A 14,236-nucleotide genomic window follows, 5' to 3' on the forward strand; every position below is an offset into this window, starting at 1 on the left:
CAGAATGGAGCAGAGTAATGAGTGCTGGCCCCAAACTGGTCAGAGAAACCTCCAGATTGGTTATCCGCATTTTTATGGGGGCTTTCGTGCTCCTGTTTCTGGCGGGGCTTGGGCTGGTGGCGGCGCTGGCGCGCGGGCCGGTTTCGCTCGCCTTTCTTGAGCCCTATGTCGTCCAGATGGTCAACAGCCAGTATCCCGATGTGAAAGTGGATTTTCACAATCTGGAGCTGGAATGGAACGGGCGCGACAAGAACCTGATGGTCGCCATTGACGATCTGGTGATTACCGAGCATGACGCGCGCGTCGCCATGATCCCCGATGTCAATCTCGTGTTCAGCGGCGAGGCGCTGTTGCGCGGGCGCATTGCGCCGGCGGAGCTTGAATTTACCGGCCTTCGCCTTCGCCTCACGCGCACAGTCGAGGGGCGGGTGGAGTTCGGCTATGAAAACAGGCTGCGACCTGCCGGCGCCCTGCCGGAGGCGGCGGAGGCGCCAACGGAAGAGGACGCGGCGGCCGCCGCGGCGGCGATTGATGGATATCTCGCCATTCTTGCAGAATTCAGCCGCGAACCGGATCCGGACAGCCTGACCGGCTATCTGCGCCGGGTGGAGGCCTATGACAGCGCGTTTTTTATCGAGGATGAAACGCTGGGTCGCTTCTGGCGCATGAGCGATGTTGATATGTTTGTCTGGCGCGAGCCGGGCGGTCTCAGCGGGCAGGCGAGCGGGACGCTGAAAATCGGCGCGGAAAACGTCAACCTCGTGGTGCTCGGCGAGTATGATCGCGCCCGGCAGCGGACGTCGCTGAGCGGGCAGTTTTCCGATCTGCCGCTGCCGCTCGTCGCCGCGCAGGGCGAGCTTGCCGAGCTGCAGGGGCTCGAATTTTCCGTCTCCGGCCATGTGACGACGCATTTCGATGCCGAATTCCGGCTGGAAAGTCTCGGATTTGCCGTGGAGGCGGGCGCGGGCGAGGTCAATCGCCCCGAACTCTATCATGAGCCGCTGCCGCTCGACCGGCTGACGGCGCGCGGCAGCGTCGCGAGCGACTTCACCTCGATCACGCTGCATCAGGTTCACGCCGAAACCCTCGGCGCGACGGTGGAGCTGGAGGGGCGCATCGAGCTTGCCGAGGTGGGTCTGGGCCTAACCCTTGACGGCACGCTGAAAGATTTGCAGGTCGATGATCTCGCGCGCTTCTGGCCCTATTCGATGGCGAGCAACGGCTATGACTGGGTGACGAAAAATATCCGCGCCGGTACGGTGCCAAGCGGCGAATTCACGATCAATCTCCCGCCCGGCGCGCTCGGCAGCGATGAAATTCCGGAGGAGGCCGTCAAGCTCAATTTTGAGTTGCGCGGCACCTCCGCCGACTACTACGCGCCGCTGCCGAAGGTGACGGATATCGACGGGCATGCCGTTCTCACCGAGCGCGATATCACCATCACCGGCCTGACCGGCCGGCTCGGCGAGCTGCGTGTTTCCTCCGACAAGGTGATCATCTCCGATTTCGACAAGTTCGACCAGCTCGCCGATATCGACATTCACGTCACGGGGCCGAGCCGGGATATCTTCACCTTTCTCGATCTCGAACCGCTTGGCCTCGCCTCGCCCTATGGCATTGTCCCGAAGGCCATGACCGGGACCGGCGATGTACATGCGAGTTTCAAATTCCCGCTCCGCTTCGATCTGGTGCTTGAGAAAGTCGCCTATGAGGCGAAAGGCGAGTTTACCGATGCCAGCATTCCCGACGTGGCCGGGGATATCGACCTCACGGGCGGCGATTTGAAGGTCGATGTGAAACCGTCCGGCGTCCGCGTTGAGGGTGCGGCGCTCCTCAACGGGGTGCCGGCCGATATCCGCGCGGAAAGCTGGTTCAGCGGCGACAAGAAGGGCCGCCGCCGCTATGAGCTGACCTCGCTTCTTGGCGATGCGGCGCGCACAGCACTCGGGATCGAGACGCTCTATCTCAAGGGCAATATGCAGGCGCTTGCGCTGCTGGAGACGGTGCCGGACGGCACCGCGAGCGGGCGGGTGCAGGTTGACATGACGGAGACGGTGATCGCCGTCGAGGATCTGCACTGGAGCAAGCCCGCGGGCACGCCCGCCAAAATGAGCGCCGACCTGCGGATGACGAAGGACGACGTCACGACCCTTTCCAATATCGCCGTCAACGCGGGCGATCTCGTCGCTACGGGCTCGGCGACGCTCGAGGGCGATATGCTGACGCGGCTCTCCATTCCAGATCTTCGCTATGGCGAGAATGATCTCAGCCTCGATCTCACCCAGGCGAAGAAAAACGAGATGAAGCTCACCTTGCGCGGGCGGCAGTTCGATCTCGTGCCCTTTATCAAATCCGCCTATCACGGCAACGGCGCGCCCGCCGCAGAGGAGACGCCGCCTGTGCAGGAGCCGCGGCCCGCTATCGATCTTGATCTTCATATCGACAAGGCGCTGCTCGATGAGGGGATCGTCCTCGACGATGTTGTCGCGCAAATGAAAATGGAGGGGATGCTCATCCGCGCAGGGGAGGCGACGGCAAAGTTCGACGGTGAGAAAATCTTCCAGTTCAGCATCGAGCCACAGGGCAGCACGCGGCATGCCTCCTTTGTCTCGGACGATGCGGGCTCGCTCTTTCGCGGGCTCGATGTCTATGACGACTTCCGCGAAGGGGCGCTGAAGGTGAGTGCCATTATCGACGATACCCGGCCGTCCCGCCCGGCGAGCGGGACCATCACCATCGATAATGTCCGCCTCGTCAATGCGCCGACGCTCGGCAAGATCCTGACGCTCGGCTCGCTCACGGGGATTGTCGAACTGCTCAGCGGCGAGGGGATCACCTTCGCCAAGGTCGAAGGCCCGTTTGCTTATGAAAACGGCATTTTCTCCACCAAGGACTTCCGCGCCGTCGGCTCCATCGGCATCACCTTTACCGGGACCTTCAGCCAGCCCGCCGACAAGATCGACGCCTTCGGGACCGTCATTCCGGCCTATACGCTGAATTCAATTCTTGGGAATATACCTATCATCGGCACCCTGCTGGTCGGCCGGCAGGGGGAGGGGATCTTCGGCTTTTCCTACAAGGTTGCAGGCGGCATCGAAGATCCTCAGGTGACCGTCAATCCCGTCTCGGCGCTCGCGCCCGGCATCCTCCGGCGGATGTTCTTCGAGCCCTGGGAAGGTGATGTCGAGCCGCCCTCGACGACCCGCGGCGGCGAGGCGCCGAGCCGGTAGGCCGGCGCGCGCCTGCTCCGGCCTCAGACCGGCTGGATCAGATAATGGCGCTTTTTCCCGGCCGACAGCTTGAGGCGGCCATCGGCGGCGAGGTCGTTGACGCCGAGGATCGCCTTTTCATCCTCGATCCGCTCATCATTGAGCCGCGCGCCGCCGCCCTTGATGAGCTTGCGCGCTTCCGAGCTTGAGGCGGCAAGGCCGGCGCGGTGAAAAAGCGTTGCGGCCGGGATGCCGGCTTCAAGTTCCGCGCGCGGGATGGTCAGCGTCGGCAGCCCTTCGGCGGTCTGGCCCATCTCGAACGTCTGGCGCGCGGTTTCCGCCGCGGCGTCGGCGGCGTCCCTGCCATGCGCCATGCTGGTGCAGGCGTCGGCGAGAATTTTCTTCGCTGCGTTCAGCTCCGCCCCTTCCAGCTTTTCGAGCCGTCTGATCTCATCCATCGGGATTTCGGTGAAAAGGCGCAGGAACTTGCCGACGTCGGCATCTTCGGTATTGCGCCAGAACTGCCAGTAGTCATACGGGCTCAGCATATCGGCATTCAGCCAGACGGCGCCGCCCGCCGTCTTGCCCATCTTCGCGCCCGAGGCGGTGGTCAGCAGCGGCGAGGTCAGGCCATACAGCGAGAAGCCGTTGGTGCGCCGGCCAAGCTCGACGCCGTTGACGATATTGCCCCACTGGTCGGAGCCGCCGATCTGCAGCGAGCAGTTATATTTCTTCTTCAGCTCGACGAAGTCATAGGCCTGCAGGATCATGTAGTTGAATTCGAGGAATGACATGGATTCCTCGCGTTCGAGCCGCAGCTTCACGCTATCGAAGGCCAGCATCCGGTTGATCGAGAAATGCGGCCCGTATTCGCGCAGGAACGGGATGTATTCGAGCTTGTCGAGCCAGTCCGCATTATTGACCATGATGGCATCCGTCGGGCCGTCGCCGAAGGTGAGGAATTTTTCGAACACCTTCTTGATGCCGTTCATATTCTCCTGGATCGTCTCATCGCTGATCAGGGGGCGGCTTTCATCGCGCCCGGTCGGATCGCCGACCTTGGTCGTTCCGCCGCCCATCAGCACGATCGGCTTGTGCCCGCACTGCTGCAGGTGGTGGAGGATCATGATCTGGGTGAGGCTGCCCGCATGCAGGCTTTTCGCCGTGCAGTCGAAGCCGATGTAGGCCGTGACAATCTCGTCAGCAAAGGCTTTATCGAGCGCTTCGGGATCTGTACATTGATGCAGGTAGCCGCGTTCGGCGAAGAGTTGCATAAACTCGGATTTAAAATCAGTCATCGGGCGAATTTCTGTTTCAGGAATGAATTGTGCGCCCCGTTTAGCATACCCGGTGCGGCTTGTAAAAGAGGAGATGGAGGAATTGGTCGTGCGCTCGCAAAACCCGGATAAACGCCCGCAGGGCCTGCGCCGCGCGCTCGGGCTGATGAGCGGCACCTCGCTCGATGGTATGGACGCGGCGGTGCTGGAAACCGACGGGGAGCGGGTGCTGGCGCATGGTCCCGTGCGGTCGCTCCCCTATACGCCCGAGTTTCGCGAAAAGCTCCGTAGCCTGCTCGGCCGGCGATCCGCGCCATCGGCGCTCATTGATGAATTCACCAAACTGCAGGCCGATTTCGTCAACCGCTTCCTTGCCGACACGGGCATTGCCGCCGGTGAGATTGATGTGATCGGCTTTCACGGGCAGACCATCTTTCACGATCCGGCGAACCGCCTCACCGTGCAGATCGGTGACGGCGCGTTGCTGGCCGCGTTGACCAGTATTGATACCGTCGCGGGCTTTCGCCTCGCCGATGTCGCGGCGGGAGGCGAGGGGGCGCCGCTCGCGCCGCTCTATCACCGCGCGCTTGCCGCGTCATTGCCGGGGCCGCTCGCCGTGCTCAATCTCGGCGGCGTCGGCAATGTCACCTATCTCGACGGCGAACAGGTGATCGCCTTCGATACGGGCCCGGCGAATGCCCTTCTCGATGACTGGATCCTCCGCCATACCGGCGCGCCCTTCGATGCGGAGGGGCAGATTGCGGCGCGCGGGCGGTGCGATGAGGTGCTCCTCGCCCGGCTGCTCGCGCATTCTTACTTTGATCAGCCGCCGCCCAAAAGTCTCGATCGCGACCAGTTTCCGGTTGCCGAGGCGCTTGGCGGCCTGTCGCTTGAGGACGGCGCGGCGACGCTGCTTGCCTTTACCGCGCGCAGCATCGGGCGGGCGATGGCGCATCTGCCCGCCGCTCCCCGGCGCTGGCTGGTGACGGGCGGCGGGCGCAGGAACGTCGCGCTGATGCGGGCAATTGCGGAGGTGACAAAAGCGCCTGTCGATCCGGTGGAAGCGGTTGGCTGGCGCGGCGATGATCTGGAGGCGGAGGCTTTCGCCTTTCTCGCGGTGCGGAGCCTTTACGGCCTGCCGCTCAGCCTGCCGTCAACGACAGGGGTGCCGGAGCCGATGCCGGGCGGCGTCTTTTACGCCGCGCCGAAATAACCCCGCGCGCGGGTGGGGCGGGGATCAGTCGTCATCCGCGCCATCGAGCCGCTTGTCGAGATAGCGATCGACAGAGCTCATCAGCGCTTCGTGGCTGTTTTCAAAGAAATGGTCGGCTGCCGGGATCTCGTCATAGTCGATCGTGATGCCCTTCTGCGCTTTCAGCTTCTCGACCAGCTTCTTGACATCTTTGCGCGGCACCAGCACATCGCGGTCGCCGTGAATGATGATGCCGGAAGACGGGCAGGGCGCGAGGAAGGAAAAGTCATACATATTGGCGGGCGGCGCCACCGAGATGAAGCCCGCAATCTCCGGCCGGCGCATCAGCAGCTGCATGGCGATCCACGCGCCGAAGGAGAAGCCGCCGACCCACACCGACGGGGCGTTCGGGTTATGCATCTGCATCCAGTCGAGCGCAGCCGCGGCATCCGACAATTCCCCGATACCCTGGTCATAATCGCCCTGGCTGCGGCCGACCCCCCGGAAGTTGAAGCGCAGGACAGAGAAGCCGCGCTTCTTGAAGGCGGTGAACAGGTTGTAGACCACCTTGTTGTTCATCGTGCCGCCATACTGCGGATGCGGATGCAGGATCAGCGCAAGCGGCGCATTGGGATCTTCGGAATGATGATAGCGACCTTCAAGACGACCCTCGGGACCATTAAAAATAATATCAGGCATTCGTATTATTATTCCTAAAATTCATCGGTTGATTGCGGAAATTGCGTTTAAAGGTCCGCCACTTGCACTCAGTGCCGGGAAGATGTTGTCTTCGGGCCGCACGCGGCGTCCTTGACGGTACCCCCGATATACATATATCAGTGTCCAATGAACGCGTTGGACCTTGGTGAACTCCGCTACAGTTGCGGCACAATACAGAAGGTAGGGGTAAATGTTCAAGCATATTAGCGAAGAAATTACCTGCGTCATGGAACGCGACCCCGCCGCGCGCAACCGCCTTGAGGTCGCTCTGCTCTATCAGGGCTTCCATGCGGTCATTCTGCATCGCGCCGCGCATGCCCTGTGGCAACGCAAATGGTACTTTCTTGCCCGCCTGCTGTCGCAGCTCAGCCGCTTCATGACCGGCATCGAAATCCATCCTGCCGCCGTCATCGGCCGCAAGTTCTTTATCGACCACGGCATGGGCGTCGTCATCGGCGAGACGGCGGAGATCGGCGACAATGTGACGCTTTATCATGACGTGACGCTCGGCGGTATTTCGCCGTCTATTGATTCGGACAAGCAGCGCGGCGTCAAGCGTCATCCGACGCTGAAAGATAACGTCATTATCGCCTCGGGCGCGCAGATCATCGGCCCCATCACCATCGGCAAATGCGCCCGCGTCGGCGCCAATTCCGTGGTGCTGAAGGATGTGCCGGAGGGCGCGACCGTCGTCGGCGTTCCGGCGCGGGCCGTGAACGGCAGCCGCTCGACCTCGCTCGATGAAGGCTTTGCGGCCTATGCCGTCGGCGGCCATGAACAGCCCGATCCCGTGTTCAAGGTTCTGGACGGCCTGCTCGACAAGGTGCAGTCGCTCTCGATGCGGGTCGAGGAGCTGGAGAACGAGCGCCGCGCCGCCGAAGAGGCGCCGGTCCCGCTCCCCTCCGGAACGGGCCGGGCGCCGCGGCGCGTGGGCGGCAAGACCAAGCCCGAATAGTTACGCCACGCCGGAGAGGGGCCGCTTATGGCCGATCCCGTCTATCTCGATTTCAATGCGACGGCGCCCGTGCGCCCCGAAGTGATCGCCGCCATGACGGAGGTGATGACGGCGGGGGGCAATCCGTCCTCGGTGCACCGCGCCGGGCGCTCGGCCCGGGCGCGGGTCGAGGATGCGCGCCGCGCGCTCGCCGCCCTTGTCGGCTGCAAGCCCGCCGAAATCGTCTTCACCTCGGGCGGGACGGAGGCGAACAATTTCGCCCTTGCCGCCTTCGCAAACCGGCCGCGCTTCGTCTCGGCGATTGAGCATGACTCGATCCTCGCCGCCGCACCGGACGCCGTTCGCCTCCCCGTCGATGGGGACGGGCTGCTCGATCATGCGGCGCTCGAAGCGGAACTTGCTGCCGCGCCCGCGCCCGCTTTTGTGTCGGTGATGCTGGCCAATAACGAGACAGGCGTTATTCAGGATATTGCCGCGATCGCCGCGATCGTCCACGCCGCGGGCGGGATCCTGCACACCGACGCCATCCAGGCGGCCGGCAAGATCGATGTTGATTTTCGCGGCCTCGGCGCGGATATGATATCCATCTCCGCCCACAAGTTCGGCGGGCCGCAAGGGGTGGGTGCGCTCCTCATTCGCGACGGGCTCGTCGTGCCGCCGCTTATAAAGGGGGGCGGGCAGGAGCTGGGCCGGCGCGCCGGTACGGAGAATGTCGCCGGCATCGTCGGCATTGGCGTCGCGGCGCGGCTTGCCAGAGACGGCCTTGCCGCCTATACCGCCCTTGGCGCGCTCCGCGATCAGCTTGAGGCGCGGCTCCTGAGGGCCTCGCCCGCGAGCCGGGTCTATGGCGCGCGTGCGCCGCGGCTTCCCAACACCACGACCCTTTCCATGCCGGGCGTCCCCTCGGAGCTGCAGGTGATGAGCCTTGATCTTGACGGCATCGCGGTGAGTGCGGGCTCGGCCTGCTCGTCCGGCAAGGTGCGGCCGAGCCATGTGCTGACGGCGATGGGCGCGGCGGCGGAGGAAGCGGGATCGGCGATCCGCATCAGCCTCGGCTGGTCGACGACGCCCGCCGATATCGCGCGCTGCGCCGCCAGCTGGGAGCGCCTCCATGCCCGAAAATCGCCTCAATTTGGCGTCTGGACAGAAGCTGCGGAACAGGGTTAACTAAGCGAGATGTTCATCAGGAGCGTAAAACTATCATGCCGAAAATGACCTTCATCAAACCCGACGGGAGCCGCCAGGTTGTCGAGGCGCCGCTCGGTATGACAATCCTTGAAATTGCGCATCAGAATAACATCAGTCTGGAGGGGGCCTGCGAGGGCAGTCTCGCCTGCTCGACCTGCCATATCGTCGTTTCCGAAGAGGATTTCGAGCGCCTCCCCGATCCCACCGAGGACGAGGAGGATATGCTCGACCTTGCCTGGGGGCTGACGCGCACCTCGCGCCTTGGCTGCCAGATCGAAATGACGGAGGAGCTCGATAACCTCGTCGTTACGCTGCCGGCCGAATCCAACAATATGATGGCCTAGGCGCGCACCCCAACGCCGCATCCACCGCCGCTATCCTTTTTCGCCCGTCACGCCGTTCGTGAAGGTCCAGGCCGTATTGTAGCACGTCACATAGCTCGTGTGGGTGACGAGGCCGCCCGCGCCCGTCCAGTAATGCAGAAGATACTCCGGCGGCTCGAATACCGTTGCAAGCTCGCCGCCGCTGCCGAGATCGAGCAACACCGAATGTGACGTGGACGGGCAGGTCTGGATCAGCGTGCCGCCTGCGAGCGTCTGGATCGACCGGTGCAGATGGCCGCAGACTACGCGCTCCACATGGTCATGGCGGGCGATGACCTCAACAAAGGCGTCGCGGTTGAGAAGCCCCATGCTGTCCATCAGCTCAAGGCCCGTCAAAAACGGCGGGTGATGCATGAAAATCATGACGCGCCGCTCGCGCTCGGATTTGAGCTCGCTGTCGAGCCACGCGAGGCTCTCGGGCGAAAGATGGCCCTCCGGCTTGCCCGGAACGTTGGTGTCGAGACAGATCAGCTTGAGCGGCCAGCCCTCCACCACATAATTCAGCGGCCCCGACGCGGGAAGATAGCTATGCTCGGGAAAGGCCGCGCGAAGCTCCTCGCAGCTGTCATGATTGCCGGGCAGCAGATAGACGGGCATTTGGATTCGCCCGACGAGATCGCGAAGGATGGCGTATTCGGCCGGTTTGCGGCTGTTCACCAGGTCGCCCGTCATAACGACGAGGTCGGGCCGGTTGGCGCTCTCATGCAGATGGCCGATTGCCGCTTCGAGCCGCTCGGCGGGATGGTAGAGTTTGGCGAAATCATCCTCGGGCGAGGTGATGTGGCAATCGCTAAGCTGCGCAATCAGCATGAGTTCTTTCCCATCAGCTTGAGGCTTCGCCGCGGATCAGGGAGAGCATGTCGCGGGTGCGGACGAATTTGCGCCGCGGTGATTTTTCGCCGGCCCGCGCGACCTCCGCCGCGTCGATTTTCTTCCAGTCATCGAAGGAGACGACGTGGATATTCTTCTCGCGGCACCACGCATCCAGCCCGTCGGGCCCGCGCTTTGCCGGATCGCCGCCGCGCAAATTATCGGCGAGCAGCAGGTCGACCACCTCCTGGCTGTCGAGGCGATTGGTGCCGATGGTGCCTGACGGTCCGCGTTTCGCCCAGCCGACGACGTAAAGTCCCGGCGCGACGCGGCCCGCGTCATTTTTGACGATCCCGCGCTCGACCGGCAGCCCTTCGAGGACGCCCATCTCATAGCCGATGCAGGAGACGAGAAGCTGGCAGTCGATTTCATAGGTCTCGCCGGTGCCGACGGCCTTGCCGTCCTCCATGCGGTTGCGCTCGAAGCGGACGCCCGTGACGCGCTCATCGCCGAGGATCTCGATGGGGCTTGCGAGAAAGTCGAGATGGATCGAGCGCCCGTCGACGCCGTCGCGGATCTGCTCGAAACTGCGCAGAAGCTCAAGGTTCGTGTTGACGACGCGCTCCTGCTTCTTGTCGTCCGAGATATATTCGTCAGGCAGCAGCGTCTTGTCCGTATAGGCGGTCGCGGCCGCAAGCTCGGCGAATTCGCCAAGCTCTTTCGAGGAGAACTGCGCATTCTCCGGCGCGCGGCGGCCGACCACATGGACGCGCTTCAGCGGGCTTTTGAAAATCTCCCGCGCCGCGTGATCGACGAGGTCGGAGGTCGACATTTCATCCGCCGTCCGCATCAGGATGCGCGCGACATCGAGCGCGACATTGCCATTGCCGATAACCACAGCGGTCTCGATATCAAGATCGGGTACGGCGTCGCGAAATTCGGGATGGCCGTTATACCAGTAGACGAAGGTCTGTGCGCCGTAAACGCCCTGCTTGTCCTCGCCCGGGATATTGAGGCTGCGGTCCTTCGGCGTGCCGGTCGCGATAATCACCACGTCGTAGAGCGCGCGGAGTTCATGGAGCGGAATATCTTCGCCGAGGCGGATATTGCCGACGAAGCGGACGTTGGCATTCTCCATCACCTTGTCATAGGCGCGGGTGACATTTTTCGTCGTCTGGTGATCGGGCGCGACCCCGGCACGAACCAGCCCGTAAGGCGTCGCCAGCTTGTCGAGAATGTCGATGCGCGCGTCCGGCGCCTTCTTGACGAGATCGCCGGCCGCATACATCCCCGCCGGCCCCGATCCGACAATACATACTTTAAGTCCTGTCGTCATACTCCCCCCTTCAGGCCTCTCGTCCTTTGTCTTTTGCAACGTGGCCTGCCTCCGCCCGCATCATGCACGGCGGCGCGCGGAATTTGAAACATTTTTTTGCGGCGGCGCGTTCATCACCATGGCAGGGGCGCGGGCCTGGCCGGCGGTGCGCTGCTTTATGTTTTGTTTATTTACGATATTCTGTATGGTTGACAATCCTTTACAATAGCCAGGGAAGGCAAGGGGCTGACGGGCAGGGGGACATGCAGAATCTCGACAGGATAGAGTTGTTACAGAGCTTGCCGGCGGAGGAGCGGGTCGCGCTCGCCGCGCAATGCGCGTGGCGGACCTTTGCGCCTGGTGAGCAGATTGTCGATCGCTCCGGTGACTGCCGCGATGTCTATTTCGTGGTCGAGGGCAGCGTCAATATCGTCAATTACGGCGTCTCCGGGCGCGAGGTGACCTATGCGACGATCGAGGCGGGGGAGTATTTCGGCGAGCTGTCGGCGATCGACGGGCGGGCCCGCTCGGCCAATGTGGTGGCAAACGCCCGCTGCCTTCTCGCCGGGCTCAGCCCATCGCGCTTTCAGGAGCTCCTGATGCGCCATCCCGACATTACGATGCAGGTGCTCAAAAGGCTGGTGCGGATCATCCGCGTCAATGATGACCGTATTCTCGACCTTTCCACCCTCGGCGCGGTGCAGCGTGTCTGCCAGGAGATTTTGCGCATGGCCGAACCCGATCCGATCACGCCGAAAAGCTGGCTGATCTATCCGATGCCGACGCAGAGCGTGATCGCGAGCCGCGTCTCGACAACGCGCGAGACGGTCGCCCGCGTGCTCGGCCATCTGACGCAGGAGGGGATGGTCGCGAAAAAGGGCAAGACGCTCTATCTCCGTGATCGCGCCGGGATCGAGGAATATATCCGCACGCTCGCCTTCGCCTCCTCCTCAGGCCAGGCGGCGAGCCGCTAGCAGGAACGCGGCGGCCGCGCTCTTCTGTCAGAGGCGGCTCAAGGTGACGGATTTGACCAGCGCATAGACGCGGCTTCCTTTTTTCAGCGCCATCGCCTCGAACGAGCGGCGGGTGATGCGCGCGGCGAGCGGAAAGCCGACATCGAGCAGCACTTCCTCCATCCCTTGCGCGCCCGTGCAATGGTCGCGAATGGCGCCCTCAAAATAATTGAGGATGGAAAGCTCTTTGGGCGGCGCGCTTGCAAGGGCGATATCGCGGGCGCGAATCCGAAGGCGGAGCGTTGCGCCCGCCGCCATCTCCGCGCCCGTGAGGTAAAGACGGCTACCGGTTTCGGTCTCGACCTCCAGCAGGCTGTGCGCGGGATCATAGGCGCGCACCGTCGCCTCGATGATCGTGCCGGCGTCATCGCCGCCGGTATATCGGATGAGGTCGAGGCGGGAGAGCAGCTCGCGCGCCGGCCCCGCCGCCTTCATCGCGCCCCGGTCCATCAGCACCAGCGTCTCGGCAAGGCGGGCGATCTCCTCGATCGAATGGGAGATGTAGAGGGTGGGAAGGCCGAACTCGCTGGTCAACGTCTCGATCAGCGGCAGGATCTCCGCCTTCCGCGCGTCATCGAGGCTGGAAAGCGGCTCGTCCATGATCAGCATCTCGGGGTTGCTGAGGATCGCCCGGCCGATGGCGACGCGCTGGCGCTCCCCGCCCGAGAGATCGCGGGGGCGTCGCTCAAGAAGCGCCGCGAGGCCGAGGATGTCGACCACCTTGTCGAAGGCGACCCGGCTCTCCCCGTCGCCCCGCCGTCCGGCGCCGTAGGCGAGATTGCCGCGAACGCTGTAGTGGGGGAACAGCCGATGCTCCTGAAAGATGAAGCCGATGCCGCGGCGCTCGGGCGGGATATCGACGCCTGCCGCCGCATCGAACAGCGCCTGGTCGCCCAAGCGGACATGTCCCGCATCCGGCCGGGTGAGCCCCGCGATCATTTTCGCGATCAGCGTTTTGCCGGCGCCCGACGGGCCGAAGATGGCGGTGACGCCCGCGGGCGCCTTGAATGCCGCCTCCAGCCGGAAGTCACCCAGCTTTTTTGTAAGACAAACATCCAGCATCAGCCGAGACCGATTTTCCGCGCCGTGCGCCGCGCGAGCCATTCCGAAAGGGCGATGGCGGCGAAGGCGAGCAGCACCGAGAGGAGGACGAGGCGGAGCACGGCCGCATCGCTTCCCGGCACCTGCAGCAGCGCATAGATGGCAAGCGGCAGCGTCTGCGTCTCGCCCGGGACATTGGCGACAAAGGTGATGGTCGCGCCGAACTCGCCAAGTGCGCGGGCAAAGCCGAGGGTCGCGCCGGCGAGGATGCCGGGGAGAATGAGCGGCAGGGTGATGGTGAGAAAGACAGTAAGCCGCGAGCGGCCGAGGGTCAGGGCGGCCACCTCCAGATTGCGGTCGACCGCCTCGATCGCCTGGCGGATGGCGCGGGTGATGAAGGGAAAGGCCATGACCGCCGTCGCCGCGACGACGCCCTTCCAGTTGAAGATCAGCGAGAGGCCGAACTGCTCATGGAGCCAGCCGCCGACGATCCCCCGGTTCCCGAGGGTGACGAGGAGGAAATAACCGACGACAACCGGCGGCAGCACGATCGGCAGGTGGATGACGAGGTTGAGGAGGCTTTTGCCGTAGAAATCCCGCCGCGCCAGCAACCAGGCGATGCCAAGCGCCGGCAGGAGCGAGAGACCGACGCACCAGATCGCCACTTTCAGCGAGAGGAGGATGACGTCGATTTCCTGCGGCGTGAGGCTCATTTCTTCGGCGTATCCCCGCCATACATCGTTTCGGGATCGACCACGACGTAGCTGATGATCTCGAGCGCGCCATCCTCGCGCACGCTGGTGAAAAAGCAGTTATGACGGCCCGTGTGGCAGGCGACGCCCGTCTGGTCGACGAGGAGCAGGAGCGTATCGCCGTCGCAGTCGATGCGAAAATCGATCAGCTTCTGCACATGGCCCGAGCTTTCGCCCTTGCGCCACAGTTTCCCGCGCGAGCGCGACCAGTAGCAGACCTGACGCGTTTCGAGCGTCTCCCGCACCGCGTCCGCATTCATCCACGCCATCATCAGCACCTCACCGCTGTCATGCTGCTGCGCGATGGCGGGGACGAGGCCGTTGGCATCGAAGGTGATTTTCTCAAGAATATCGCGCATCAGGGAACTCCCGATATCAGGG

Annotated in this window: 13 protein-coding genes; 6 read left to right on the top strand and 7 right to left on the bottom strand. The window is 63.4% G+C overall.

What is annotated here, in order from left to right:
* Positions 1–86: 86 nt before the first annotated feature.
* The gene (locus tag V7Z56_RS08085; protein ID WP_334128877.1) at positions 87–3,230 is read left to right on the top strand and encodes a YhdP family protein; all 3,144 of its coding nucleotides are present in this window, start codon (positions 87–89) and stop codon (positions 3,228–3,230) included.
* A 23-nt stretch (positions 3,231–3,253) separates the two neighbouring features.
* Here the strand turns inward: V7Z56_RS08085 and tyrS are convergent, their stop codons facing one another.
* Entirely contained in the window at positions 3,254–4,507 is a 1,254-nt protein-coding gene (tyrS, locus tag V7Z56_RS08090; RefSeq protein WP_334128878.1) for a tyrosine--tRNA ligase, read from the bottom strand.
* A gap of 52 nt (positions 4,508–4,559) precedes the next feature.
* Between tyrS and V7Z56_RS08095 the strand changes: the two genes are divergently transcribed.
* Complete coding sequence (locus tag V7Z56_RS08095) at positions 4,560–5,699, top strand: anhydro-N-acetylmuramic acid kinase (protein ID WP_334128879.1); 1,140 nt, start codon at positions 4,560–4,562, stop codon at positions 5,697–5,699.
* Between the two features lie 24 nt (positions 5,700–5,723).
* Here V7Z56_RS08095 and V7Z56_RS08100 read toward each other — a convergent pair whose 3' ends face one another.
* Positions 5,724–6,377: an alpha/beta hydrolase gene (locus tag V7Z56_RS08100; RefSeq protein WP_334128880.1), complete on the bottom strand. Its 654-nt coding sequence runs from the start codon at positions 6,375–6,377 to the stop codon at positions 5,724–5,726.
* Between the two features lie 211 nt (positions 6,378–6,588).
* Here V7Z56_RS08100 and epsC point away from each other — a divergent pair, with 211 nt between their 5' ends.
* The 3 genes from epsC to V7Z56_RS08115 are packed head-to-tail and all read left to right on the top strand — an operon-like array spanning position 6,589 to position 8,885.
* A complete protein-coding gene (gene epsC / locus V7Z56_RS08105) occupies positions 6,589–7,353 on the top strand; it encodes a serine O-acetyltransferase EpsC (RefSeq protein WP_334128881.1) in 765 nt (254 codons plus the stop codon).
* Positions 7,354–7,380: 27 nt separating this feature from the next.
* A complete protein-coding gene (locus tag V7Z56_RS08110) occupies positions 7,381–8,520 on the top strand; it encodes a cysteine desulfurase family protein (RefSeq protein WP_334128883.1) in 1,140 nt (379 codons plus the stop codon).
* A 35-nt stretch (positions 8,521–8,555) separates the two neighbouring features.
* Complete coding sequence (locus V7Z56_RS08115; protein WP_334128884.1) at positions 8,556–8,885, top strand: ferredoxin family 2Fe-2S iron-sulfur cluster binding protein; 330 nt, start codon at positions 8,556–8,558, stop codon at positions 8,883–8,885.
* Between the two features lie 30 nt (positions 8,886–8,915).
* Here V7Z56_RS08115 and V7Z56_RS08120 read toward each other — a convergent pair whose 3' ends face one another.
* Both V7Z56_RS08120 and V7Z56_RS08125 read right to left on the bottom strand, forming a co-directional pair.
* Entirely contained in the window at positions 8,916–9,734 is an 819-nt protein-coding gene (locus V7Z56_RS08120) for a phosphodiesterase (RefSeq protein WP_334128885.1), read from the bottom strand.
* Between the two features lie 13 nt (positions 9,735–9,747).
* Positions 9,748–11,070: an FAD-dependent oxidoreductase gene (locus tag V7Z56_RS08125; protein WP_334128886.1), complete on the bottom strand. Its 1,323-nt coding sequence runs from the start codon at positions 11,068–11,070 to the stop codon at positions 9,748–9,750.
* Between the two features lie 242 nt (positions 11,071–11,312).
* On the opposite strand from V7Z56_RS08125, the gene V7Z56_RS08130 reads away from it, so the two are divergent.
* Positions 11,313–12,023 carry a Crp/Fnr family transcriptional regulator gene (locus tag V7Z56_RS08130; RefSeq protein WP_334128887.1) on the top strand — a complete coding sequence of 237 codons (711 nt, stop codon included), beginning with the start codon at positions 11,313–11,315 and terminating at the stop codon, positions 12,021–12,023.
* Between the two features lie 27 nt (positions 12,024–12,050).
* On the opposite strand, the gene modC is transcribed toward V7Z56_RS08130, so the two are convergent.
* From modC to hisI, 3 genes are read right to left on the bottom strand one after another with little or no spacing between them, the layout of a single operon-like run.
* The gene (gene modC / locus V7Z56_RS08135; RefSeq protein ID WP_334128889.1) at positions 12,051–13,124 is read right to left on the bottom strand and encodes a molybdenum ABC transporter ATP-binding protein; all 1,074 of its coding nucleotides are present in this window, start codon (positions 13,122–13,124) and stop codon (positions 12,051–12,053) included.
* A complete protein-coding gene (gene modB / locus V7Z56_RS08140; RefSeq protein ID WP_334128890.1) occupies positions 13,124–13,816 on the bottom strand; it encodes a molybdate ABC transporter permease subunit in 693 nt (230 codons plus the stop codon). The genes modC and modB overlap by 1 nt, the downstream gene beginning before the upstream one ends.
* Positions 13,813–14,214, bottom strand: coding sequence for a phosphoribosyl-AMP cyclohydrolase (gene hisI / locus V7Z56_RS08145; protein WP_334128891.1), 402 nt, complete (start codon positions 14,212–14,214; stop codon positions 13,813–13,815). The genes modB and hisI overlap by 4 nt, the downstream gene beginning before the upstream one ends.
* Positions 14,215–14,236 lie beyond the last annotated feature (22 nt).

Origin of the sequence: Sneathiella sp. (assembly GCF_036844445.1) — a bacterium.
In the GTDB taxonomy this organism is placed as follows: Bacteria; Pseudomonadota; Alphaproteobacteria; order Sneathiellales; family Sneathiellaceae; genus Sneathiella.